The organism is Serratia sp. X3 (assembly GCF_014982455.1).
Lineage (GTDB): Bacteria > Pseudomonadota > Gammaproteobacteria > Enterobacterales > Enterobacteriaceae > Serratia > Serratia ureilytica.
In genome coordinates, this window is the sequence record NZ_JADCNB010000002.1 from 285719 (window position 1) to 310462 (window position 24744).

25 protein-coding genes are annotated in these 24744 nt (G+C 59.6%); 13 read left to right on the top strand and 12 right to left on the bottom strand.

Annotated features, from left to right (window positions below; translation table 11 throughout):
- The first annotated feature begins 14 nt into the window (after window positions 1-14).
- The 5 genes from IMX17_RS11660 to IMX17_RS11680 all read left to right on the top strand — a co-directional run bounded on the left by IMX17_RS11660 (window position 15) and on the right by IMX17_RS11680 (window position 3778).
- Window positions 15-1199 carry an MFS transporter gene (locus tag IMX17_RS11660; RefSeq protein WP_171453560.1) on the top strand — a complete coding sequence of 395 codons (1185 nt, stop codon included), beginning with the start codon at window positions 15-17 and terminating at the stop codon, window positions 1197-1199.
- A gap of 59 nt (window positions 1200-1258) precedes the next feature.
- Window positions 1259-2176: a LysR family transcriptional regulator gene (locus IMX17_RS11665; RefSeq protein ID WP_193549795.1), complete on the top strand. Its 918-nt coding sequence runs from the start codon at window positions 1259-1261 to the stop codon at window positions 2174-2176.
- 54 nt (window positions 2177-2230) lie between these two features.
- Window positions 2231-2572, top strand: coding sequence for an HNH nuclease YajD (gene yajD, locus IMX17_RS11670; protein WP_004939576.1), 342 nt, complete (start codon window positions 2231-2233; stop codon window positions 2570-2572).
- A 271-nt stretch (window positions 2573-2843) separates the two neighbouring features.
- On the top strand, window positions 2844-3479 hold the full coding sequence (locus IMX17_RS11675; RefSeq protein WP_025301991.1) for an AAA family ATPase: 636 nt from the start codon (window positions 2844-2846) through the stop codon (window positions 3477-3479).
- Window positions 3476-3778 (top strand): hypothetical protein, encoded by a 303-nt coding sequence (locus tag IMX17_RS11680; RefSeq protein WP_046896861.1) that lies wholly within the window; start codon window positions 3476-3478, stop codon window positions 3776-3778. The genes IMX17_RS11675 and IMX17_RS11680 overlap by 4 nt, the downstream gene beginning before the upstream one ends.
- A 36-nt stretch (window positions 3779-3814) precedes the next feature.
- Here the strand turns inward: IMX17_RS11680 and IMX17_RS11685 are convergent, their stop codons facing one another.
- From IMX17_RS11685 to IMX17_RS11705, 5 genes are all read right to left on the bottom strand, one after another.
- Window positions 3815-6058 (bottom strand): molybdopterin cofactor-binding domain-containing protein, encoded by a 2244-nt coding sequence (locus IMX17_RS11685; RefSeq protein WP_193549796.1) that lies wholly within the window; start codon window positions 6056-6058, stop codon window positions 3815-3817.
- Window positions 6059-6060: 2 nt separating this feature from the next.
- Window positions 6061-6513, bottom strand: a complete 453-nt coding sequence (locus tag IMX17_RS11690; RefSeq protein WP_046896859.1) for a (2Fe-2S)-binding protein — start codon at window positions 6511-6513, stop codon at window positions 6061-6063.
- Between the two features lie 16 nt (window positions 6514-6529).
- Entirely contained in the window at window positions 6530-7861 is a 1332-nt protein-coding gene (locus IMX17_RS11695) for a cytochrome c (RefSeq protein WP_182264918.1), read from the bottom strand.
- Window positions 7858-8382, bottom strand: a complete 525-nt coding sequence (locus IMX17_RS11700; RefSeq protein ID WP_182264919.1) for a MarR family winged helix-turn-helix transcriptional regulator — start codon at window positions 8380-8382, stop codon at window positions 7858-7860. The genes IMX17_RS11695 and IMX17_RS11700 overlap by 4 nt, the downstream gene beginning before the upstream one ends.
- Before the next feature lie 168 nt (window positions 8383-8550).
- On the bottom strand, window positions 8551-9306 hold the full coding sequence (locus IMX17_RS11705) for a CDP-diacylglycerol diphosphatase (RefSeq protein ID WP_182264920.1): 756 nt from the start codon (window positions 9304-9306) through the stop codon (window positions 8551-8553).
- Window positions 9307-9544: 238 nt separating this feature from the next.
- Here IMX17_RS11705 and IMX17_RS11710 point away from each other — a divergent pair, with 238 nt between their 5' ends.
- The gene (locus IMX17_RS11710) at window positions 9545-10345 is read left to right on the top strand and encodes an alpha/beta fold hydrolase (protein WP_094142463.1); all 801 of its coding nucleotides are present in this window, start codon (window positions 9545-9547) and stop codon (window positions 10343-10345) included.
- A 41-nt stretch (window positions 10346-10386) separates the two neighbouring features.
- On the opposite strand, the gene IMX17_RS11715 is transcribed toward IMX17_RS11710, so the two are convergent.
- The 3 genes from IMX17_RS11715 to IMX17_RS11725 are packed head-to-tail and all read right to left on the bottom strand — an operon-like array spanning window position 10387 to window position 12461.
- The gene (locus IMX17_RS11715; protein WP_182264921.1) at window positions 10387-10989 is read right to left on the bottom strand and encodes a LuxR C-terminal-related transcriptional regulator; all 603 of its coding nucleotides are present in this window, start codon (window positions 10987-10989) and stop codon (window positions 10387-10389) included.
- Window positions 10986-12272 (bottom strand): O-antigen ligase, encoded by a 1287-nt coding sequence (locus tag IMX17_RS11720; RefSeq protein ID WP_182264922.1) that lies wholly within the window; start codon window positions 12270-12272, stop codon window positions 10986-10988. The genes IMX17_RS11715 and IMX17_RS11720 overlap by 4 nt, the downstream gene beginning before the upstream one ends.
- A gap of 36 nt (window positions 12273-12308) precedes the next feature.
- Entirely contained in the window at window positions 12309-12461 is a 153-nt protein-coding gene (locus tag IMX17_RS11725; protein ID WP_182264923.1) for a hypothetical protein, read from the bottom strand.
- A gap of 362 nt (window positions 12462-12823) precedes the next feature.
- Between IMX17_RS11725 and IMX17_RS11730 the strand changes: the two genes are divergently transcribed.
- Together IMX17_RS11730 and IMX17_RS11735 are read left to right on the top strand one after the other, a co-directional pair.
- Window positions 12824-13627 (top strand): winged helix-turn-helix domain-containing protein, encoded by an 804-nt coding sequence (locus IMX17_RS11730; protein WP_182264924.1) that lies wholly within the window; start codon window positions 12824-12826, stop codon window positions 13625-13627.
- Window positions 13624-14139 carry a hypothetical protein gene (locus IMX17_RS11735; RefSeq protein WP_182264925.1) on the top strand — a complete coding sequence of 172 codons (516 nt, stop codon included), beginning with the start codon at window positions 13624-13626 and terminating at the stop codon, window positions 14137-14139. The genes IMX17_RS11730 and IMX17_RS11735 overlap by 4 nt, the downstream gene beginning before the upstream one ends.
- Window positions 14140-14194: 55 nt before the next feature.
- On the opposite strand, the gene IMX17_RS11740 is transcribed toward IMX17_RS11735, so the two are convergent.
- From IMX17_RS11740 to IMX17_RS11750, 3 genes are all read right to left on the bottom strand, one after another.
- A complete protein-coding gene (locus tag IMX17_RS11740; protein ID WP_046896856.1) occupies window positions 14195-15118 on the bottom strand; it encodes a PEP phosphonomutase in 924 nt (307 codons plus the stop codon).
- Between the two features lie 75 nt (window positions 15119-15193).
- Window positions 15194-17491: a beta-glucosidase BglX gene (gene bglX / locus IMX17_RS11745; protein ID WP_193549797.1), complete on the bottom strand. Its 2298-nt coding sequence runs from the start codon at window positions 17489-17491 to the stop codon at window positions 15194-15196.
- A 112-nt stretch (window positions 17492-17603) separates the two neighbouring features.
- Window positions 17604-18521 (bottom strand): LysR substrate-binding domain-containing protein, encoded by a 918-nt coding sequence (locus tag IMX17_RS11750; protein ID WP_193549798.1) that lies wholly within the window; start codon window positions 18519-18521, stop codon window positions 17604-17606.
- Between the two features lie 118 nt (window positions 18522-18639).
- Here IMX17_RS11750 and IMX17_RS11755 point away from each other — a divergent pair, with 118 nt between their 5' ends.
- Window positions 18640-19794 carry a methionine aminotransferase gene (locus tag IMX17_RS11755; protein WP_193549799.1) on the top strand — a complete coding sequence of 385 codons (1155 nt, stop codon included), beginning with the start codon at window positions 18640-18642 and terminating at the stop codon, window positions 19792-19794.
- Between the two features lie 34 nt (window positions 19795-19828).
- On the top strand, window positions 19829-20608 hold the full coding sequence (locus tag IMX17_RS11760) for an ABC transporter substrate-binding protein (protein WP_046896852.1): 780 nt from the start codon (window positions 19829-19831) through the stop codon (window positions 20606-20608).
- Window positions 20609-20642: 34 nt separating this feature from the next.
- Here IMX17_RS11760 and ddlA read toward each other — a convergent pair whose 3' ends face one another.
- Window positions 20643-21746 (bottom strand): D-alanine--D-alanine ligase, encoded by a 1104-nt coding sequence (gene ddlA / locus IMX17_RS11765; protein WP_015377061.1) that lies wholly within the window; start codon window positions 21744-21746, stop codon window positions 20643-20645.
- 168 nt (window positions 21747-21914) lie between these two features.
- On the opposite strand from ddlA, the gene IMX17_RS11770 reads away from it, so the two are divergent.
- From IMX17_RS11770 to dld, 3 genes are all read left to right on the top strand, one after another.
- On the top strand, window positions 21915-22118 hold the full coding sequence (locus IMX17_RS11770) for a ParD-like family protein (RefSeq protein ID WP_006324220.1): 204 nt from the start codon (window positions 21915-21917) through the stop codon (window positions 22116-22118).
- Window positions 22115-22909, top strand: coding sequence for a type I methionyl aminopeptidase (gene map / locus IMX17_RS11775; RefSeq protein ID WP_193549800.1), 795 nt, complete (start codon window positions 22115-22117; stop codon window positions 22907-22909). The genes IMX17_RS11770 and map overlap by 4 nt, the downstream gene beginning before the upstream one ends.
- Before the next feature lie 126 nt (window positions 22910-23035).
- Window positions 23036-24742 carry a D-lactate dehydrogenase gene (gene dld, locus IMX17_RS11780; protein WP_182264928.1) on the top strand — a complete coding sequence of 569 codons (1707 nt, stop codon included), beginning with the start codon at window positions 23036-23038 and terminating at the stop codon, window positions 24740-24742.
- Window positions 24743-24744 lie beyond the last annotated feature (2 nt).

A 24744-nucleotide genomic window follows, 5' to 3' on the forward strand; every position in this document is an offset into this window, starting at 1 on the left:
AGAAGAGCGGTATTATGCTGAATAATAAAGATAACCCTGCATCATCCCCGTGGCCGGCGATCTTCTCGCTGACGGTCGCCTGTTTTGTCATGGTCACCACCGAGTTTCTGCCGATCGGCCTGCTGACCAACATCGCCCCTTCGCTGGGCGTCAGTACCGGCACCGCCGGGCTGATGGTCACCATGCCCGGCATCGTGGCAGCGGTGGCCGCACCGGTATTGAGCCTGATGTCTGGCCGCCTGGATCGGCGTTTATTGATGCTGGGGCTGTCGCTGCTGCTGGTGGTATCCAATCTGGTGGCGGCGCTGGCCGTCAACTTTCCGATGATGTTGCTCGGCCGCGTGCTGCTGGGCATCTGCGTCGGCGGCTTCTGGTCGTTCGCCGCCAACTATGGCCGCCATCTGGTGCCGGAAGCCAGCCAGGGGCGAGCCACCGCGCTGATCCTCAGCGGCGTTTCGGTCGGCGCGGTATGCGGCGTGCCGATCGGCGCACTGGTCGGCGATCTGTTCGGCTGGCGCGCCGCCTTCTTCGGCGGTGCGGCGCTGGCGGTCGGCGTACTGTTGGCGCAGCTGCGTTTACTCACGTCGGTACCACCTTCCCGACCGGTCACGCCGCGCGATCTGGTGCTGCCGCTGCGTCTGCCGATGGCGCGCATCGGCCTGATCGCCATCGTGCTGCTGTTCATCGGCCACTTCGCCGCCTACACCTATCTGCGGCCCCTGCTGCTGCAGGTGTTCGTGCTCAGCCCGTCGGCCATCTCGCTGCAGCTGTTGGCCTATGGCGCCATCGGCCTGCTAGGCACCTTCCTCGGCGAACGCCTGGGGGAATACAGCCTGCGCGCCACCTTTATCCTGATCGCCGCCATGCTGGCGGGCATCCTGATCGTCTCACCGCTGCTCAGCGGCCTCGGCGGCGCCACACTGATGGTGCTGGTGTGGGGGCTGGCCTTTGGCGCCGTGCCGGTCTGCGCCACCAACTGGATGTTCGCCGCGGTGCCACAGGCGCCGGAAGCCGGCCAGGCGCTGCTGGTGTGCGTCGTTCAGATTGCGCTGGCCTCCGGCGCATTGCTGGGCGGTGAGGTGGTGGACTGGCAGGGCGTCAGCAGCGCCATGCTGTTCGGCGGCGCGCTGATCCTCTCCGCCGCTCTGGTGTTCGGTCTCAGCTTGCGCGCCGGCGCGATTGGCGCTAAACAGTGTTAATCATTATCTATCTGCAGAAACACGCCCCGGCCACCGCCGGGGCATGGCGTTGAGAACCTATGGACCATCATTTGCTCGCTATCCGGGTATTTAACCGCGTCGTGGAAACCGGCGGCTTTACCCGCGCCGCCGATTCGCTGGGCATGCCGAAAGCGACGGTCACCAAGCTGATCCAAAATCTGGAGGATCACCTGCAGACCAAACTGTTCCAGCGCACCACCCGCAGCGTGTCGGTCACCCGCGAAGGCGAATGCTATTACCAGAATACGGTGAAATGGCTGGCGGATTTGGAGCAGATGGAGGGCTGTCTGACCGAGTCGCAGAATTCTCCGCAGGGCGTGCTGCGCATCGATACCGGCAGCGGCACCGCCCGCCAACTGCTGTTGCCGGCGCTGCCCGGCTTTTTGGAACGCTACCCGCAAATCCAGATCGATCTCAGCATCGGCGATCGCGTTATCGATCTTATTAGCGACAGCGCCGACTGCGTGATCCGCAGCGGTCCGTTGGCCGACTCCAGCCTGATCGCCCGGCGTCTGTTCGATCTGGACTGGGTCAGCTGCGCCACCCCGACTTATCTGGCGCGCCACGGCACCCCGCGCCACCCGTGCGATCTGGAACAGGGTTTTCCGATGGTGCACTACCGCCATCCGGTCAACGACCGCATCCATCCGCAACGCTATGTCGAGCGCGGCAAAGAGATCGCCATCCAACAGCGCTACCCGGTCAGCATCAATGAAGGCAACGCCCTGCTGGCGGCGAGCCTGGCCGGCCTGGGCATCATCCAGATCTATCGGTTTATGGCGCAGCCGCACCTCGAGCGCGGCGAACTGGTCAGCCTGCTGCACGACTGGCAGCCGCCGCCGGAGCAGATGTACGTGGTCTACCCATCCAATCGCCACCTCAGCGGCAAGCTGCGGGCGTTCATCGACTGGGCGGTGGAGACTTTTGACAACGGCAAGATGAGCCGCACGTTGTAGCCGCACGCTGTGTGGTATTATTTACCGCATAGTGATTCACAACGGACAACCACCATGGCCTATATCCCCAAAAACTATGCGAAGCTGGAAACCGGCTACCGCGAAAAAGCGCTGAAACTGTTCCCCTGGGTATGCGGGCGCTGCTCGCGCGAATTCGTTTATTCCAACCTGCGCGAGCTGACGGTGCACCACATCGATCACGATCACAGCAACAACCCGGAAGACGGCAGCAACTGGGAAATGTTGTGTCTGTATTGCCACGACCACGAACACTCGAAATACACCGAGGCCGATCAATACGGTTCGACGGTGGTGGCCGGTGAAGATGCGCAAAAAGATATCGGCGTCGCCACCCACAACCCGTTCGCCAACCTGAAGGCGATGATGAAGAAGTAACGCCATCGACAGCTTAATGAGCCACTAACTTATTAAGCTGTTAAACTAACAAAAGCCTCTTCCGTTCCGCCACTTCCCAGAGAATTCCTACTTACCCATCCGGTCCATTCACCGCAAAATAAGCTGCGCAGTTAACAACATACTGGCTTGGCAAGCCGCCGCAGTTGGTGCATATTGTTCGCGAGTTATTCTTGTTAACCTGTTTAATTATCAACCTAATAAGCACATTAACTTAATAAGTTACCCGCTTAATAACTTGAGAGATGGCAGCATGATTGTTCTGATTGGCTCGCAAAAAGGCGGCGTCGGCAAATCGACGAAAGCAGTGAATATCGCTGGGTATCTGATTCTTAAGCAAGGCAAGACGGCGATCATCGTCGATGCCGACGACCAGAAATCGATCATGACCTGGTACAACGACCGTCAGAACGTCGAGGGGCTGCCGCACATTCCGGTGGTGGCCGCGTCGGGTAAAATCAAGGAAACGCTGCTGGAGCTCGATCGCCATTACGACTACGTGATCGTCGATACCGCCGGCCGCGACAGCGCCGAACTGCGCTCCGGCCTGCTGGCCGCCGATCTGTTCCTCTCGCCGCTGCGCCCTTCGCAGATGGATCTCGACACCATCGGCTATCTGTCGGAGATGTTCTCCACCGCGCAGGAATACAACGAGAAGGTCAAAGGCTACATCGTATTGAACATGTGCCCGACCAATATCTTTATTAATGAAGCCAACGAAGCGGCGCAGGTGCTGAGTGAATACCCGGAGTTCACCCTGGTGAGCAACCGCCTGTGCGACCGCAAGATTTACCGCGACGCCTGGGGTGAAGCCATCACCGTGCACGAGGCGAACAATGAAAAGGCGCAGAGCGAAATTGAATGCCTGGTGAAAGAGGTGATCCTGTGAAGAAACGCACCCCTACCCACCGCATGTCGGAAGACGAATTCATCAACAGCGCCACCTCGCATACATTGCCGGTAGCGGCGCCCGCGCCGGAAGCCAAGCCGGCCGGCCGTAAGCGCACCTATAAGGCGATTTCCGTCAGCCTGACGGACAGCCACATTGACGCTATCGATGAAGTGATCGTGCAGGCGGCGCGCAACGGCATCGTGCGCATCACCCGCTCCGACATCATCAAGCTGGCGATCGACGGATTAGCGGAGAAAAGCGAAGCGCAACTGCTGGCGCTGCTGAAAAAGCTCTGACCGCACGGCCCGCCGGCTGACCGAACCGGCGGGCCGTTACACCGACGAGAACTCGCGTGGGAACGGCATAGTACGATAGGTTTTGCCGGTGGCCTTATGCAGCGCGCTGGCCATCGCCGGGGCGACCACCGCAGTCGACACTTCCCCGCATCCCTGCGGCGCACGCGCACTGTCGAGTACCACCACTTCCACCTTGGGCATTTCGGCGATCGCGAGCAGCGGATAACGATCGAAATTCCCTTCCACCACGCCACCCCGTTCAAAATGCAGCTCGCTGTGCAGACAGGTGGTCAGCGCAAAGCCGATGCCGCCCTCTACGTTGGCACGCACCAGGTTCGGGTTTATCACCTTACCGCAGTCAATCCCGCATACCGCGCGCAGCACCCGTAGTCGCCCCTCCTGAATGGCGATTTCAACCACCAAACCGACGTAGGTGGTGAAAGCGTTATTGCGGCCAACCCAAATATTGCACGCCATACCGCGATAAACACCCGACGGCGGTTCATGCTGCCACCCCGCCGCCGCCGCAGTGGCGTCCAGGACGCGCAACGCTTCCGGGCTGTCCTGCAACAGATGCCGTCGATATTGGTATTCGTCCCGGTTTGCCTTATGGCTGAGTTCGCTGATAAAGCTTTCCAAAAAGAACAGACTGGCGACGCTGCCGACACCGCGCAGATAGCTCAGGGAAATCGGCTGTTCGACGATGCCGGCCTCCACCTTCAGATGAGGAATGCGATACGGCGTGCTGTAAACGCACTCCACCATACTTTCATCCCATCCCCCGGCGTCGTTGACCGTTTCGCGTCGCATTTGCCAGAAGAGAGACTGCCCGGCATAGCGCGCCCACAGCGCCTGCGGGTAGCCGTTTTCATCCAACAGCGCCCGATAATGGCTGATGCAGGCCGGACGATAGTATTCGTGCCGCATGTCGATCTCGCGCGGATAGATCACTTTGACCGGTTTCCCCACCGCCCGGGAGGCGACGGTAGCATGCATCACGGCATCCGGCAGATATTTGCGTCCAAAGCTGCCCCCCAGATAGGTCGTATTCACCACCACATCCGTCGGCTTCAGCCCGAACATTTTCGCCAGAATGTTACGCACCATGTCCTGCCCCTGGAAGGGGCCCCAGGTTTCGATACGGCCCTCGCCGTAATGGCTGGTGGCATTGCAAGGCTCCAGGGTAGCGTGCGCCACATAAGGTGCGCTGTAACGCGCCTCATGCAAGCGCGAACCTTGTTCAACGCCACGAATCAACGCCGACGCCTCGCCGCGATCGACCGCCGGCACCAGTGTATCGCCATCCAGCATCGCCAAATTCTCCGCCGCAATCACGCTGCCGGTCAGCGCTTTTCCTGCGCCCGGCAGCCAGTCGACCTCCAGCAAATCCGCCGCCTTTTTGGCCTGCCAGTAACTCGCCGCCACCACGATCACCGTATTGAGTGACATATCATGATCCAATCCGACCATGTTGTTCATCGACCACTGCCGGGTCAACACCAGATCCACCACGCCCGGCATGGCCCGAATCTGTCGTTCATTACGCACGGCGACCAGCTTTCCGCTAAGGTCGGGCACCATCCAGGGGACGCCGATCAGCATCTCCGGCAAGTCGATATCAATACCGTAAATCGCACTGCCATCCACTTTCTCCGGCGTATCGACCCGCAACAGCGGCTTGCCAATGACACTCTCTCGCTCTTGCGCCTCACTCTTTAAAGCAGGCTGCGGATCCAACGGCAGCTCGGCGGCATAGCGCACCAAATCGCCATAGGCAACCTTGCGCTTCCCGCCTTTCTCAAGCACCCAGCCTTTCTCCGTACGGCACTGCGATGGTGAAAGCGCGAAATGTTTTGCGCCGGCCCGCAGAAAGAAATCTCTCGCCTGTGCGCCGGCCAGCCGGGCACGCTGATGAAATTTGGTCATGGAGGTTGAGGCGGCGACAAACTGCGCGAAAGCCTCGCCCCCGGCAACCTGACGGTAAGCGTCGCGGCCGGTGACGAATTTCACCGTCACCTGCGCCCAATCGGCATCCATCTCCGCCGCCACCACTTCGGCCAGGCCGGTGTAAATCCCCTGCCCGACTTCACATTGCGACACGCCGATAACGATGCGCCCATCGCGATCGATCCAGATCCAATCGTTCAATTCGTACTGGTTGTCCGGAGGCGCCACGTCCTGTGAAACCACGGCCGCCAGGCTGCGCGTCGATATCGGCAGCAGCATGGCGGCCACTGCCAACGCGCTGCCTTTTATCAAGGTTCTGCGGGTGATCGCCATACTCAGGGTTCTCCCTTGTCGGCGGCGCGGTGCACCGCCGCACGGATCCGGTGGTAAGTGGCACAGCGGCACAGATTGGTCAGGCCCGTATCTATCTGCCGATCGTCCGGACTCGGGTGTTCCGCCAGCAGCGCACTGACCGCCATGATCATGCCTGATTGGCAGTAGCCGCACTGCGGCACGTCCTCCGCAATCCAGGCCTGCTGCACCGGATGACGGCGATCGATGGACAGCCCTTCGATGGTGGTCACCTGCCGATCGCGCACCAATTGCAGCGGATAACAGCATGAACGCACAGCCTTACCGTCGACATGTACCGTACAAGCGCCACAGGCGCCGATACCGCAGCCGAACTTGGTGCCGGTTAACTTAAAATGTTCTCGGATCACCCACAGCAGCGGCGTATCCGGCTCGCCGTTAAATTCGACCGCCTGGCCGTTCAGATTAAACTTCATGCCATCCTCTCTTGGATCAATGCTTCACCCGACGTTTCACCCACGCCCCAATGACGATCAATGCCAACAATACGCCGCCCCAGAACACATAAGGCAATGACGTAATCAACAGCGGTTTTTCACCGCCCGCCCGCTGCAGAGCCACTTGCTCCGGCGTTATCCTGACCGCCGGATTGCCGAATTGCTGCAATACGTAATTGCCCAATTCAGCCAGTTGCCTGTCATCCAGACTATCGGCGAACCCCGGCATCCAGGTCTGCAGCGTCTCCCCCTGACGCTGCACGCCATACAGCATCACCATGATCAGGTTATTGGCCCGTTCGCTGCCTACGGTGGTGTTGTGCATCAAAGAAGGGAAATGGCCGTCATAAGCCCCCTCGCCGCCCAGACGATGGCAGCTGGCACAGGAAGCGGCATACAGCGCCTGTCCGGCGGCACGGCCTTTACCGCCCCCCTGATATTGATAGGCCGCTTTCGTTCCTTGTACGGTGACAAGCGGCGGCGTCTGTTTGAGCCAGTCGGCGATGGCGTCGAGATCGTCGTCACTCAGGAAACGCAGGCTATGCTCCACCGCCTCCGCCATGCCGCCGGCAGCCTGAGCTTTGTCATTGCGCCCGGTCCGCAGATACTGCACCAACTCTTTCTGGCTCCAGCCGCCGATGCCGCTCACGGGATCCGAGGTGATATTCGGCGCGATCCAACCGCCGGTTTCTCCTCCTGCCAGATAGCGATCGCCGCGTTCCGCCATCATCCCGTTACGCGGGCTGTGACACGCCGAGCAATGCCCCAGCACATCCACCAGATAGCGGCCACGCGCCTTCCTCTCGTCTGCATCGACGGGCGTCTTTTTCAGAAACAGCCAGTTCCAGCCGTGGATCGCATAACGCCAGGAAAAAGGGAACGTCAGTTGGGTCTCAGGCACCGCACGATCGACCGGTGCGACACCGGCCATAAAATAGCGATACAGCGCGTGCAGATCGTCATCACTCAGCCCCCGATAAGCGGTATAAGGCATGGCGGGATACAAAGGTTGGCCGTCCCGCCGAATGCCCTGCGTTAACGCGCGGCGAAACTCTTGTTCACTGTAGTCGCCAATGCCGGTTCCTTTGGCGGGCGTGATATTGCTGGCGATGATGTCGCCCATCGGCGACGCGATGGCATAACCGCCGACATAGGGGGCGTCCTGTTGACTGCTGCCGCGGTGACAAGCCGCGCAATCTGCGGCGGTAGCCAGATATTTTCCCCGTGCGATGACCTGTTGGTCATTCTGGCTGGCGAAGACCGAGCAGGAGAAGATCCCCAACGCGATAACGCACAGCTGTTGTGCTCTCCGCCAGCGGCCGTTCACGCTTCACCTTCCGGCTTCATCGCACCCACTCGCTCCTCCGCCAGAAGAGCAAACTCGTCTGGCAACAGATTTTCCTGTTCGAGCATCGCTATCGCGTTATGCTTGATGCCAAACAATACGCGGTAAAAAGCCTCCAGATCGTTGGCCGAAATGCCATTGAGCAGTTTTTCCCTCGCTTGCTGGCTGGAATGATCCAACTGCGCCAGCATCTCCTGCCCGGCCTCGGTCATTCTCACCCCTTTGGCGCGCTTATCTTCGGACAGAGCATCGCGAGCGATAAGCCGATTTTTTTCCAGAAACAGCAGCGCGCGCGACATCGTCGAGACTTCGGCGTTCAAATGCTGCGAAACGTCTTTCAACGTGCAGCCATCCCCCAGATCGGCAATCGCACTCAGCGCCAGCCAATGCGGGCGCGTCAGATTGGTCATTTTCACCGACTGGTCCATCGCCGTGCGCCACAGGCGATTGGTCACATCCAGATGGATGCCCAGTGCAGCAGGAAGTTTACGCGGTTGTGACATGTCGGGTTACTCTCGATTATTTATTTGCTTGTGCAAACAAATAATAGATCGGACATGAGAACAGGATCAAGCAGATGAGGGAGAATAAAATAAAAACGAGTTAATACATTTGGTTAGTTCGTATCGCACGGCATACGCTCCCCAGCGACGGGGAGCGATAAGAAAAACTCAGTTCCCCGCGATCTCGCACCGGTAGTCCTGAATTTCACCGGCCGACCCCAGGTTGAGATCGGTCAACTTCAGACGGTTTGCCAACAGCAGCATCTCGCCCTTCGGGCTGACCGCCAGCGCCAGGCCGTAATTGCCGATGCTGTCGCCCTGCTCGACCACGTAGTTTTGCAACAAGCGGAAAGGATCTTCCTGGGTTAAATCGGTGCCCGCCAATTTTCTGGCCAGATATTGATGGCCGACCAATTTCACCGCCAGCGGCCGCCACTGTTGATCTAATTGCTCAGCCTGTTCCCCCAGCGCGTTATAGACATCCTGGCGCAAACAGGCAACGTGAATATGCAGCTGATTTTGAGAGCGGCCATATTTCGAATTGACCGCCAGAGAAACCCATGCGTCTTTTAACGGTTTACCCAGCTCGCTGGATATATGTTCGCGGTTATTCCAGGCCTGGGCGAAATAAGGCGGCGTTCGCTCCGCTTGCAATATCGGACTCTCGATGCCGCTGACCTTTTCGGCCGGCATCACCAGATCGTGGTAAGGGCCCTTGCTGTCCTTAAACAGCACATATCCCTCGGTTAAATCCACCTTTAAGCAGGGCGCGGGATCGTGGTTCTGCTGCTGATTGGGCACGCACTGTTGGCTGACTATCTGCCACAGCGCATTCGGATTGCCGCGCCCGAAGAACCACCACAGCACCGCCGCCAGCAGCAAAATGACAAGCAAAATAATTAATAGTCTGAAAAGTCTTTTCATCGCGACTCCCTGTTTATCTATTCCATACCGAAAGGAGCGCCAGCATAAACCAAGGCTCTGGCATCGACCAGAATATTTTCCTTAATGTCACCTTTTATTGACGTCTTGTTAGCAATGGGTAATTAAAAATAAGCCTCCGCCTGAGTAATTTAAGGTAAATTAATACCGTGGGTCGAATATGAGTGTGATATAAGCAGCCGGGACTCTTTTTATATAAGGAACCGATAAGATGCCAACGATGGGCAAATCCCTGCATTATCTCGACGTAGGTTCAGGCTTTCCATTGCTGCTGGGCCACAGCTATCTGTTCGATCTGAATATGTGGGCGCCGCAGTTCGAAGCGCTGGCTAAACGCTACCGCCTCATCGTGCCGGATCTCTGGGGCCACGGCGATTCACCGGCGCTGCCGCCCGGGCGAAACAGCCTGTCGGATATCGCCGCCGATCATTTGGCGCTGATGGATCATTTGGATATTGAAGAGTTCGGCATCGTCGGCCTGTCCGTCGGCGGCATGTGGGGCGCCGAACTGGCGGCGCTGGCGCCGGAGCGGGTGAAAGTGCTGGCGCTGCTGGACAGCTACCTGGGCGACGAAACCCCAGAGGCGCGGCAGCGCTATATGGGCATGCTGGCCGCCGTGGAACAGGCCGGCGCCATTACGCCGCCGCTGCTGGAATATATCGCCGCGCAGTTCTATTCCGACGACGTGCCCGCTGCGCTGTCGCAGCCGTTGCTGGCCCATCTGCAAAGCCTGCCCGCCGAGCGCCTGCGCGAAAGCATCGTGCCGCTGGGCCGGATGATCTTCGGCCGCCCCGACAAGCTGGCGCTGCTGGAACACATCACCGCCGCCAGCATCGTCATCACCGGCGCGCAGGATAAGCCGCGCCCGCCGGCGGAAGGCCAGCGCATGGCGGATCTTCTCGGCTGCCGACATGTGCTGATCCCCAACGCCGGGCATATCAGCAACAAGGAAAATCCGGCGGCGGTCAATGAAACGCTGCTGGCATTTCTGGCCGAAAGCACCACGCCGCTGTTTTGGTAAGTCGCTCCGGGCCATCAGGCCCGGACCTGCCATGCCATCGCTCAGACGATGTGGCTATCGCCATTTCCCGGACCGAATCCCCCCTGACGCAACCAGCGGTAAAGCTCCGCATCGCGCTGAAAATGCATCTTTCTCATCACCGCCCGTTTATGCGTGCTCACCGTCTTGATGCTGACCCGAAGCCGACGGGCAATGGCGGTCGGCGTCATTTCCCAACTCAGGTAACGCATCACTTGTTTTTCCTGCGGCGTCAATGGCAACGGCTGACACCAGGCGCAACAAGAAAAACCGCAGGCGCCGCCGGTTCGGCCTTTTATCACCCGCGCTACCGTGTGCAACAGCTTTGCGACGCCTTCATTGCGGTACACCCTGCCCGCTTCCCTCAGGCACCCCGAAATGGCGCGAATGCGGGCTTCTCTGAGATCGTAAACGGCGAGATAAAGGGCGTGAGGAGCATGGGGAGGATGGCAAAAACGCGCCATGTCGCCTTTGGCGATCGCCTGGAACACAAGGTCGGCATTCATCGGCTCGCAGCAGCGCGCCTCGATGCCACGTTCACCAAAATAGTCGCTCAGCGCCCGATACGTCCCGGCGACAAAAAAGCGGTCGATATCCAGGAAGGCGATATTGATGACCGTGTTCACGCCGTTTCCCTCCGCGCGAAAACAAACCGGCAAAACCGGCCGGCGCTGAACCTGCTGCGCCCATCCAATGTAACGAGCAGCAGCGTCAAAACCGCCCATTGGATGAGCGACAGCCCGAACGGGTAGGAAAACTGCGCGCACAGCAGCAAGGGAATGCCGCTCGCCACCAACGCGGCCTCTTCCCCGGCGGCCGGGCTGTGCAAGCGGGCGGCGATGCGCTCCCGTCGCCATGTTTGGCGCACCAGCGCCGCCACGCCCGCCAGCAGGCACAGCATGCCCGCCAACGCAACGACGCCGCCTTCTATCCACCACAGCAGGAGCTCGTTATAGGGTTGCCGCGCTGCGCCAGCCCGCGCTACCGCGGGCAGCGCATGGGCCTGTAAATGCTCAAAGCCATGCTCGAATCGGCCATAGCCCCATCCTGACCACGGCCGCTCTGCCACCAGCGCCAGCGAATCAAGCAGCGTATCGCAGCAAGGCGCGGCATTCGACAAACGAACGCCGGCGTTCAATTCATCCGCCAATATCGCCAGGCAGCATCCCAATGCCGTCATCAGCAGCGCGAGCACGCAATGCAGCGGGTATCTGCGCACAAACATCAGGGTCAGCAGCGCGGCACCCAATAGCACGCTGAGACAAACGGTCTGCGATGCCCCCCAGCCCAGCGCGGCGGATAAACCGATCAAGAGCGGCAGCAAGAGTAAAATACGCCATCGCTCGCTATCTCGGCGCAACATGCGGAACCGAGGCAACACCGTCAGACCCCATCCCGCCAATAATCCGCTCGCCAATATACTGCTCGCGGCATCCGGCCAACGCCCCCCGCTGCCGGCATAGCCCGCCGCCGCCTCGGCCGGGAAGGAAAAAAGCCAAATGCCTCCCACGGCTGCGGCTAATACCAGCGTATAGATAAACGCAATACGCACGTGTGGCATGACCCGATATTGCAATAGGATAAAGTAAATAATCCAACTGCCAAACAGGCAGGCCATTCGCCCGACGGTAAGCACGCCCCACTCGGCACGAGAATAAAAAAGGGGCAGCAGCAATATCACCGCGCCCAGCGCAAAGAAAAAACACGCGGGGGTCATCCCCCACGTTTTTCGCAAAAAAAGGATCGCGCCGCCGACGCCCAATAAAGCAAACAGGCCCCCCCCAATCACAAGAGAATATGGAAACGTCAGCGAGAAATAGTTCATATCATAGTGATAAATATAGCCACCCAACAAAAGCAATACGCTGACATAGACCATCACCATGAACTTTAAACATGGAATAGACATAATAACTTCATCCCAAAATATATATCCGAAAAACCATCAGAAAAGGCTGAGCCATTTTTCAATTGCAATAAACGAAATGCCTGCCAGCAACACCAGCCCGGTAACTATCGCCATCACAATCCCGACAGATTGAATAGCTTCAAAGAATTTTCGCCTATAGCGTAAAAGCGTCCAGCTTCTTTTAAACATACCTTTTCCTCTTGGCCATTCAGGCGTCAAACAAAGAAAACCCGCAATTTAAACGTGGATTTACGGCAAAATCCTGTCGCATTACCCAGCGAGTTCCATAGTATCGCCGCAGCCAAAAACAAGAAATATGTATTGCATTTAACCATGAAAACAGTTCTTAATTCCTAAAAATATATAAATAAAGAATTAAAAACCAAAACAAAGAAAACCTAATATTATAAAACTGGCAACATCCGTACGTTTAAACTTTCGCCAAAAATTTCACAACATGAAAAAACCGCCATCATCTTGACGGGTGAAAAATAATAGATAACTCTGTCCTCGCTAAATTTCGCCGTCGCTATAAGGGCAAGCAGCACATTATGGAATACGTCATTAATCAGATGATTATTTTCTCACCTGCCGAACGCGCATTGTTCATCATCAATGAACGGGAATCTTTTATGCCGTTATCTAACCCTGCCACCCGCTTATTGTTAGAGTTGGTTACCCATCATAAAGAGATGCTCACCCGCAGGCATTTGATGCAGCGGGTCTGGGAAGATAATGGTTTTGTGGGTTCAAACAATAATCTGAATGGTTGCATCAGTGAGATAAGAAAAGCGCTTGAATCGCTGGCACTGGATCCGCAAATCATTATTACCATCCCCAAGCTGGGTTTCATTCTTGAAGCGGAAATTACCTCATGCGAAAACATGCGCTCACCGGACAACCCAAAAACGGTTATTCCCCCCCTGTTGACCCGAGCCAGCGCGCTGTTAAAACGGCATGGGAATATCTGCCAGGCAAAAAAAGCGCCCCTTGCCGCTGTATTGATGATGATTGCGTGCTTTAGCCTCGTCTGCGCTTTATTGTGGTTCAACCGGCCGGTTCACGCGTTCAAAAACGCCAGGGTCGATTTTTTTTATCGCCATGAGCTGTGCAACGTTTTTACTTTGGAAACCGCCGCGCTGAACGACCGGCATGAAACGCAAGCGCAAATTGCCGCTGCATTGAAAGCTGAAGCGACCGACTGCGGCACGACGCCCGCCGATCTGTTCTACACCAAAATCGCCAACCCCAATCTTCCTTTTCAGGTCACCTTCATCGCCATTTGCAATCTGGTGCAACCCGGTCAATATGGCCGGTGCCGCACGATCAAAAACACCGACGGTATGACGCCATGAACAAAAAAACACGCTTCATCGTCGGCTTGTTATTGCTGATGGCGCCTCTGGCAAGCCAGGTCGCCCAGCTGTCGCACCATCCTAAAACCTTACTGCGTTGCGAAGCGGAGATCACCACGCGCAACCGCTATGGCCCTGCCATGGAGCCCGCCGCGGTTTTAAAAGCAAAGATGTATTTTTTCCTCTACCACAACGGCACTGGCTTTATCAGGCTCAATGGCTTTATCGAGCGACAAGAAAAAACCTATGTGCTGAACCGCGAACTTCACTATGTGTATGACACCCCCGGCGATGAGACGGATGAAGAGGATGGCGGCGGCGATGGGTATACGCTGCGATTCGCCGCCGACCGTAAACATGCCGGAGATACGGTTCCCGCCCCCCTTTGGGCGACCTTTTTGCAGTCGGAAGATCCCCGAATCTCCTACCATGTCGCCGTCGAACACGTACTCGGCAACCTGTATGTGGTCAGTACGCTTCAAAGCCCGACCTTTGTCTGCCGGCGTTATTAAGCTATGGGTTGCGAATGTTGCCTAGCGGAAGAAAAGCCCGCAAGCGGCAGCCATTTCAGCGGTTAATTGAACGCGCCATGCGGCTGTAGGTGTGGCGCACGCCGCGAATCGCTACGCTGTAGGCGAAGATGTTTTCCGGCAGCGCCAGCCCCAAAAAGCCGGTATCGCCGATATGGTGCAGATCCGCGCCGGCCATTTTGCTCATCAGCGCAATCTGCCGCACGGTCTGCACGTCGGCCCCCTCTTGCGAGGTGCCGATCGCCGTCATCGCCAGCGCCCCCTGCCGCTGGGCAAAGGCGATCAGCGCCGCCACTTTCTCCTGCGACATGCCGGGAATGGTGCCCGGCGCCGGCAGCAGCACGATGTCCGCACCGTTCTCCACGAACAGCGCGATGTCTTGCTCGCCGATCAGTTGGCTGCCGCTTTCGCGCACGATGCCGGCGCCGTGCATCTTGCCGGTCACCAGCACCATCTCGTCGCCCACTTCCTCGCGGATCGCTTTCAGCGCGGCGGCGATCGCCTGATTGCTGACGCCATTGTTCGGGTTGCCGGTCAGCACCAGCATGCGCGCGCCGAGCTGATACAGCTTGCGCGCATTCTCGGCGGTGGCGGCGCGGCCCGCGGTCATCTGCCAAAAGTCGTTATGTTCGCTGGCGAAAGCCGGATCGACGGCCTCCAGGTTCACCCCGATCACCCGCCCGGTCAGGCGCTGCAGCGTGCGCAGCGCCTCCTGCGGCGGCACGTCGGCGGGCAGGCCCGCGATATGCGGACGATCGACGTCGAACAGGTTCAACAGCAGCAGGTCGGCGCCCTGGCTGGCCGCCAGTTCGGCGTTGGTGACGTTATTGAGCAGCGGCTGAGTGACCGCGATGGTTTCGCTGACCAAAATGCGCCCTTCACTGGCGCGGATGGCGTAGAGCAGATCGGTTTTGCCGATATCGGCCAGATCGCTGGCGCTGCAGTCCAGATAGCGTTTCATGAGGCAAGCTCCGGTGACGTTAGCGGAAAGGGATGGATGCCCCCTCTCCCACCGCAGTGAAAGAGGGGGAAAAGGTTACTTCAGCGTAAAGCTTTGCGCCTGCACGTTGTCGGAATCCAGGCCGACGAACACGTTGAATTTGCCCGGCTCCGCCCCCCACTTCAGGCTGGCGTTGTAGAACTTCAGATCGTCTTCGCTAATCGGCAGCTCAACCTGCTGCGACTGACCGGCCTTCAGCGTCACTTTCTTGAAGTTGCGCAGCTCTTTCACCGGGCGGCTGACCGACGCGGTGACGTCCTGCAGATACAGCTGCACCACCGTGGCGCCGTCGTACTTGCCGGTATTCTTCAGCGTGACGCTGGCGGTTAACTTGCCGTTGCGCGCCATCGTCGGGCTGGACAATTTCAGATCCGACAGACTGAAGGTGGTGTAGCTCAGGCCGTAACCAAACGGATACAGCGGGCCGTTCGGCGAATCGAAGTAGCGCGAGGTGTACTTGCCCGGGTTCTCCTTGCCGAACGGCCGGCCGGTGTTCAGGTGGTTGTAGTACATCGGGATCTGGCCGACCGAGCGCGGGAAGGTCATCGGCAGCTTGCCCGACGGGTTATAGTCGCCGAACAGCACGTCCGCCACCGCGTTGCCGCCCTCGGTGCCGCTGTACCAGGTTTCCAACATCGCGTCCGCCTGCTCGCTCTCCCAGCTCAGCGCCAGCGGCCGGCCGTTCATCAGCACCAGCACCAGCGGCTTGCCGGTGGCTTTCAGCGCGGCGATCAAATCACGCTGGCTCTGCGGGATCGTGATGTCGGCACGGCTGGAGGCCTCGTGCGCCATGCCCTGCGATTCCCCCACCACCGCCACCACCACGTCGGCCTTGTTCGCCGCCTGCACCGCTTCGTCGATCATCTGCTGCGGCGAACGGGTATCGAACGCCACCGCCGGCTCATACTCGTTCAGATAGTCGATGATGCCTTTATCCTGCGTGACGTTGGCGCCCTTGGCGTACAGAATGCGCACCTTGTCACCCACCGCCCGCTCCAGCCCCTCGCGCAGGGTGACCGACTGCTTGACCACCCCGGCGGCTGACCAACTGCCCATCACGTCGCGCTGGCTGTCGGCCATCGGCCCGACCAGCGCGATGGTCGCCTGCTTGCTAAGCGGCAGCGTCTGTTTATCGTTCTTCAGCAGCACCATCGTCTTGCGCGCCACCACCCGCGCTTCGGCGCGGTGCAGACGGCTTTCGGCGTTGGTGTCCTGCGGATCGGAACCCACCGGCCCCAGATGCACATACGGATCCTTGAACAGCCCCATGTCGTATTTGGTGTTCAGCACGTCGCGACAGGCGCGGTCGATATCGCTTTCAGACACCAGTCCGTCCTTCACCAGACCCGGCAGGTATTTGTCGTAGAACTCGTCGCTCATGCTCATGTCGACGCCGGAGGTGATCGCCAGGCGCACCGCGTCGCGCGCATCGGCGGCCACGCCGTGTTTAATCAGCTCTTTAATTGCGCCATGGTCGCTGATGGTGATGCCTTTAAAGCCCCACTGCTCGCGCAGCAGATCTTTCAGCAGCCACGGGTTGGCGGTGGCCGGCACGCCGTTCACCGAGTTGAGCGACACCATCACCCCGCCGCTGCCGGCGTCCACCGCCGCTTTGTAAGGCGGCAGATAGTCCTGATGCATGCGCAGCGGGCTCATGTCGACGGTGTTGTAATCGCGGCCGCCTTCGACGGCGCCGTACAATGCAAAGTGCTTGACGCTGGCCATCACCGAACCGGGTTTGGCCGGGTCGCCGTTCTGGAAACCGTCGACCATCACCTTGGCGATTTTCGAGACCAGCCAGGTGTCTTCGCCGAAGCCTTCGGAAACCCGGCCCCAGCGCGGATCGCGGGTGATATCGACCATCGGCGCGAAGGTCATGTTCAGGCCGTCATCGCTGGCCTCTTGCGCCGCGACCCGGGCGCTGAGCGCGATGGCTTCCAGATCGAAGCTGGCCGCCAGCCCCAGGCTGATCGGGAACACGGTGCGCTGGCCGTGCACCACGTCATAGGCAAAGAACAACGGGATTTTCAGGCGGCTGAGCTGCATCGCCTGATCTTGCATCACCCGGATATCCGGCCGGGTGACGGTATTGAAGATGGCGCCGATCTGCCCTTTGCGGATCCCCTCGCGGATCGCTTCTTTCGGGTTATCCGGCCCGACGCTGATCAGCCGCAGCTGGCCAATCTTCTCTTCCAGCGTCATCTGCTTCATCAAATTGGACACGAAGGCGTCGCGCTGCTGGGCGTGAATGCCCTGCGTTATCGGCGTTTCCTGCGCAAAAACCGGGCTGAGGGCCAGACCGGACAACATACTCACCACACAAAGCCATTTCATCTTGTTTTATCTCAGGCGTGTTTCCGCCGCCAACGCCGCGGAGTTTAATCGGAGTGAAGAAACAGTTTGCCACACTCTGTTTCATCGCCAAGGGAATTCGCATCGCTAATGTTTACAAAGCATTACAGGTTATCGGCAGGTAATTCTGCAGCCGGGCGCGGTTGTCGGCGGCCTCCGCCGCCAGAAAATCGACCAGCGCGGTTAACGTCGGCGCCACCGTGCGTTCAGGATAGACCAAATAATAGGCCGCGCCGCTGCTGACGCAGAGCGGGAACGGCGTTACGATGCGCTGCGCCTGAATATCCTCCTCCAGCAGGCACAGATCGCCGATGGCGATGCCGAATCCCTGCAGCGCGGCGCTCATCGCCAGATCGAGGGTATCGAAATGCTGGGCCTTACCGGACGGCAACGCATCGGCGCCCGCCGCCTTCAGCCAGCGCAGCCAGTCGCGCCGATCGCGCGTCGGGTGCAGCAGAGTTTTGTCCGTCAAGTCCATCAACCGGGCCGCCGGCGGCAGAAACGTCGGCGTGCAGACCGGCGTGAGGATTTCATCGAACAGCAAGTGCGCGGTCAGCTTTTTACCCGGCGGCCGGCCGAATACCACCGCGGCGTCAAACTGCTCGGTACTGAAATCCAGGCCGTGCGACACCGAGGCGGTCAGCTCGATATGCATGTCCGGCCGTTCATTTTGCAGGCGAATGATGCGCGGCAGCACCCAGCGCATGGCGCAGGTCGGGCATTTGATGCGCAGCGCCCCCGGCGGGGCGGCGGCCCGCGTCAGGGCTTCATCCAACTGCCCCAGCGCCTGCTGCACCGGCGCCAGCAGCTGCGCGCCCTGCGGCGTCAGCGCCAGACCGCGCGCCTGACGGCTGAACAGCGGATAGCCCAGACGCTGTTCCAGCCCAAGAATTTGCCGACTGACCGCCCCCTGCGTCAGGTGCAGCTGCCGGGCGGCATGGGTAAAGTTGAGGCGTTGCGCCACCACCACAAAGGTTTTCAATACGTCGAGCGACGGCAGGGATATCGGCATAGCGAGCCTCGATTAGGTATGATCGTAGTGCATGGCAAGTATGACAAACTTTCCCTTGTCCGCCTACGCCGCCTGATGCTTAATCGCTCAACACTTCCCTGTTTGCCTGGAGCCCATCATGCAGAGCGCCTGCTCATCCCGCTCGAAGCTGCCGGACGTCGGCACCACCATCTTCACCGTCATTGGCCAACTCAGCGCCGAACATCAGGCCCTCAACCTGTCGCAGGGCGCGCCCAACTTCGCCGGTGACCCGCAGCTGATCGAGGCAACGGCGCAAGCCATGCGCGCAGGTCATAACCAATACGCGCCGATGAGCGGCGTGGCGGCGTTACGTGCTGCTCTGGCGGAAAAAGCTGAACGATTGTATGGCGCGCGCTATGACGCCGACGAAGAAATCACGGTGATCGCCAGCGCCAGCGAAGGGCTGTACTCGGCGATCAGCGCGCTGGTGCACCCCGGCGACGAGGTGATCTATTTCGAACCGGCGTTCGACAGCTATGCGCCGATCGTGCGCCTGCAGGGCGCCACGCCGGTGGCGATCAAACTGTCGCTGCAGGACTTTCGCGTCGACTGGGACGAAGTGGCCGCCGCCATCAACGGCAAAACGCGCATGATCATCGTCAACACGCCGCACAACCCGACCGGCGCGGTGTTCGACGCGCAGGATATCGACCGCCTGACCGCCCTGACCCGCGACACCGACATCGTGCTCCTGTCCGACGAGGTCTACGAGCATGTGGTGTTCGACGGCGATATTCACCACAGCATGGCGCGCTATCCTCAGCTGGCGGAACGCAGCGTGATCGTGTCGTCGTTCGGTAAAACCTACCATGTCACCGGCTGGCGCGTCGGCTACTGCCTGGCGCCGGCGGCGTTGATGGACGAGATCCGCAAGGTGCACCAGTTCATGGTGTTCTCCGCCGATACGCCGATGCAGTACGCCTTCGCCGCCGCGCTCGCCAACCCGCAGAGTTACCTGGGGCTGGCGGCGTTTTACCAGCAAAAGCGCGATCTGCTGGCCAGCGCCCTGCAGGATTCGCGCTTTGAGCTGCTGCCCAGCCGCGGCAGCTTCTTCATGCTGGCCCGTTTTAGCGGCTTCAGTCACGAAAGCGACAATGATTTCGCCGTGCGCTTGATCCGCGAAGCGAAGGTGGCGACGATCCCGCTGTCGGCGTTCTACAGCGACGGCACCGATACCGGCCTTATTCGGCTGAGTTTTTCCAAAGATAACGAGACCCTGCTGGAAGGCGCGCGCCGCCTGAGCCAGGTGTAATTTTTTGTCCGACCATGGGAAAGGGGCACTGCCTATGAAAGCTTTGAAAACGCTGTTCGCCGCCGGATGCCTGCTGGCCGCCGGCTCTTCTCTGGCGGCGGAAAACAGCCTGCGCTTCGGTCTGGAAGCGCTCTATCCGCCGTTCGAATCCAAATCCGCCAGCGGCAAACTGGAAGGGTTCGACATTGAACTGGGCGACGCGGTGTGCGCCGCCGCGCAGTTGCAATGCAGCTGGGTGGAAACCTCGTTCGACAGCCTGATCCCGGCGCTGCAGGCGCGCAAGTTCGACGCCATCAACTCGGCGATGAACGTGACCGAACAGCGGCGCCAGGCGATCGCCTTTACCGACGCCATCTATCAGGTGCCGAACCGCCTGATCGCCAAAGCGGGCAGCGGCCTGCTGCCGGACGCCAAAGCGCTGGCGGGCAAACACGTGGGCGTGCTGCAAGGCTCGATTCAGGAGATTTACGCCAAAACCCATTGGGCGCCGGCGGGCGTGGATGTGGTGTCTTATCAGGATCAGAATCAGGTGTATCTCGATCTGGCGGCCGGTCGGCTCGACGCCACGCTGGTGATGGCGCCCTCGGGGCAAAGCGGCTTCCTGTCGCAGCCGGACGGGAAAGGCTTCGCCTTCGTCGGCGAGGCGGTGCGCGACGACAAGATCCTCGGTGAAGGCATCGCCTTCGGCCTGCGCAAAGGGGATGAGGCGCTGAAGAAGAAACTGGATGCCGCCATCGCCAAAGTGAAACAGCAAGGCACGGTGACGGCGCTGTCGAAGAAGTATTTCGGCGATATCGACGTGACGGTGAAGTGATGGACGGGGGCGGCACCGCCGCCCCCTGCCGCGTTTAGCGATCGAACACCGAACTGTTCAGCGCGCGATCCTGCTGGTGGCGCTCCAGCGCCAATTCGATCAGGCGCGTGATCAGTGCCTGGTAGCTGACGCCGCTGGCGGCCCACAGCTTGGGATACATGCTGATGTTGGTGAAGCCCGGCAGCGTGTTGATCTCGTTGATCACCACCTGGTTATCCGGCGTCAGGAACACATCCACCCGCGCCAACCCGAAGCACTCCAGCGCGCGGAACGCCTTCAGCGCCACCTCACGGATGTGGTCGCTCACTTCCGGCGCGATCGCCGCCGGCACCACCACCTGAGCGCCCTGCTCATTGATGTATTTGGTGTCGTAGGAGTAGAAAGCGTCGCTCAGCACGATCTCGCCGCACACGCTGGCCTGCGGATCGTCGTTGCCCAGCACCGCGCACTCGATCTCGCGGCCGACGATCGCCGACTCCACCAGCACTTTGTGATCGAAACTGAAGGCCAGTGCCACCGCCGCGTCAAACTCGGCGCGGTTTTCCACCTTGCTGACCCCCACCGACGAGCCCTGGTTGGCCGGCTTGACGAACAGCGGCAGGCCGAGGCGCTCGCTCAGTTGCTCAAACGTGAACCCGGCGCGATTGGCGCGGGTCAGAGTGACGAACGGCGCCACCGCCAGCCCGGCGTCGCGCAGCAGGCGCTTGGTCACGTCTTTATCCATGCTGACCGCCGAGCCGAGCACGCCGGCGCCGACGAACGGCATATTGGCCATGCGCAGCAGCCCCTGCAGCGAGCCGTCTTCCCCCAGCGTGCCGTGCACGATCGGGAAGATGACGTCGAGCTGGCCCAGCGCGCCGGCGCTGCCCGCTTCGATCAGCTGCTGTTTTTCCTGGCCCGGGATCAGCGCCACGTTCTTGTTCGAGCGGTTCAGCGCGATCAGCGCCGGATTCTCGGCATTGAGCAGGTAGTTGGAGGCGTCGTTGATGTGCCACTGCCCCTGTTTGTCGATCCCCAGCAGCGTGACGTCAAACTTCTCTTTGTCGATTGCATCCACAATGTTTTTGGCCGACTGCAGCGACACCTCATGCTCCGCCGATTTACCGCCAAAAATCACCCCAACACGTAGTTTAGTCACGCCTTAAATCCTTCTGAAAAATCATGGCAAAAAAGTCGTTCATCACAATAAACGCATTGCCTGGCGGCGGCAATCGTTGTTGCCAGAATCTTCTTACGCCACAGATTGCCACATCGTGACCATCCAAAGCGTATACACTTCGTATATCGTTCATTTATGGAGACGCCGATGGGCATCGTAAAAATTTCGGACGCGCTGCATGACGATCTGCGCCTCGCCAGTCTGACCATGACGCGTTCGATCAACGCGCAGGCCGAGTACTGGATCAAGATCGGCATGCTGGCGGAGTTCCATCCGGAACTGACCTACCCGCAACTGGTAAAAAAAATGATGAAAGATAACGCGTTGACGCTGAAGGAGATTGTCGGGTGAAACAGATTGTGATTAAAACGCCGGAAGAGATTGCCAAAATGCGCCATTCCGGCGCTCTGCTGGCTAAAGTGTTTGCTATGCTCGATGAGGTCATCGTCGAAGGCATCTCCACCATGGAGATCAACGACCGCGCCGAGGCGTTTATCGTCGAAGAACTGAAGTCGCGCCCGGCCAGCAAGGGGCAGTATGATTTCCCCTATGTGCTCAACACCTCAGTCGACGACGTGGTATGCCACGGGGTGCCGTCGGCCAGCAAAATCCTGCGTTCCGGCATGATAGTCAACGTGGACATCACGCTGGAAAACGGCGGCTACATCGCCGACTCCAGCAAGATGTACTGCATCGGCCAGGTGACGCCGCTGGCCAAACGGCTGGTGAACAACGTCTATGAATCGATGTGGCAGGGCATTCGCGCGGTGAAACCGGGCACCACCCTCGGCGATATCGGCCACGCCATCCAGCGCCACGCCGAGCAGGCCGGCTACAGCATCGTGCGGGAGTATTGCGGCCACGGCATCGGCCGCGACATGCACGAAGAGCCGGCGGTATTGCACTACGGCCAACCCGGCAGCGGCATGGCGCTGCAGGAAGGCATGGTGTTCACCATCGAGCCGATGATCAATCAGGGCGACCGCCGCATCAAGCAGAAGAAAGACGGCTGGACGGTGGTGACGCGCGACAAAAAACTGTCGGCGCAGTGGGAACACACCGTAGCGGTCACCGCCGACGGCGTGGAGATCCTGACGCTGCGCGACGAAGAGCGTCGTGCCGGTTACGCCGAACGCTACTAAATCCGCAAGCCATTAGTTTGACAAGCTGATAGCTTAATAAGTTATTTAATTAATAGCCTCTTAGCTGACTGCGCGGCACTCCGGCGCCGCGGTTAAAGCGACGGGGATGACAGGGAGACAGGCAGCATGCAGTCAGGCAATCAGGCGTTTCTCAACCAGCTTAAGGACATCGTCGGCGGCCCGCAGTTGTTGACCGGCGATCGCAACACCGAACGGTATCGCAAAGGATTCCGCTCCGGCGAAGGCCAGGCGCTGGCAGTGGTGTTTCCCACTAGCCTGCTGCAGCTGTGGCGCATTCTGCAGGCCTGCGTGGCCGCCGATAAAATCGTCATCATGCAGGCCGCCAACACCGGCCTGACCGAGGGCTCAACCCCCAGCGGCAACAACTATGATCGCGATATCGTCATCGTCAGCACCCTGCGCCTCGACCATATTCAGGTGCTGGACAACGGCAAGCAGGTGGTCGGCTTCCCCGGCAGCACCCTGCACCACCTCGAGAAATTGCTCAAGCCCTACGGCCGTGAACCGCATTCGGTGATCGGCTCTTCCTGTATCGGCGCCTCGGTGATCGGCGGCGTGTGCAACAACTCCGGCGGCTCGCTGGTGAAACGCGGCCCGGCCTATACCGAAATGGCGCTGTACGCCCAGTTAGGGGAAGACGGCCAGCTGCGCCTGGTTAACCATCTGGGCATCCGGCTTGGCGACACGCCGGAAGAGATCCTCACCCGGCTGGAAAAAGGCGACTATCGCCCGAGCGACGTCGAATACGGCGAGCTGCGCGCCTCGGATAACGAGTACGCCAGCCGGGTGCGCGACGTCGACGCCGACACCCCTTCCCGCTTCAACGCCGACAAACGCCGCCTGTACGAAGCCTCCGGCTGCGCCGGCAAGCTGGCGGTGTTCGCGGTGCGGCTCGACACCTTCGAGAAAGAGGGCAAAGAGCAGGTGTTCTATATCGGCACCAACGACACCGCGGTGCTGACCGAACTGCGCCGCCACATGCTGAGCAAATTCGAAAACCTGCCGGTGGCCGGTGAATACATGCACCGCGATATCTTCGACATCGCCGAGGTGTACGGCAAAGACACCTTCATGATGATCGACAAGCTCGGCACCGATCAGATGCCGCGCTTCTTCACTCTGAAGGGCCGTATGGACGCCAGCCTCAACAAGCTGCCGCTGCTGCCGCACAACCTGACCGATCGGCTGATGCAGGGCTTGAGCCATCTGGCGCCGAGCCACCTGCCGAAACGCATGAAGGAATACCGTGAACGTTTCGAACACCATCTGCTGCTGAAGATGGCCGGCCCCGGCGTGGAAGAGGCCCAGCGCTACCTGACCGACTATTTCGCCCAGGCCGAAGGCGCCTTCTTCGCCTGCACGCCTGACGAGGGCAAAAAGGCTTTCCTGCACCGCTTCGCCGCCGCCGGCGCCGCCGTGCGCTACCACGCGGTGCACGCCGACAAGGTGGAGGATATTCTGGCGCTGGACATCGCCCTGCGCCGCAACGACACCGACTGGTTCGAAACGCTGCCGCCGGAAATCGACAGTCAGTTGGTGCATAAGCTGTATTACGGCCACTTTATGTGCCACGTCTTCCACCAGGACTACGTGGTGAAAAAAGGCGTGGACAGCCATGCACTGAAAGAAAAGATGCTCGAGATCCTCAACCGGCGCGGCGCCGAGTACCCGGCGGAGCATAACGTCGGCCACCTGTACCATGCCAAACCGGATCTGCAGGCGTTCTACCGCGCCGCCGATCCGACCAACAGCTTCAACCCCGGCATCGGCAAAACCAGCAAACGCAAAGGTTGGGCCGAAGACCCCCGCTAAAC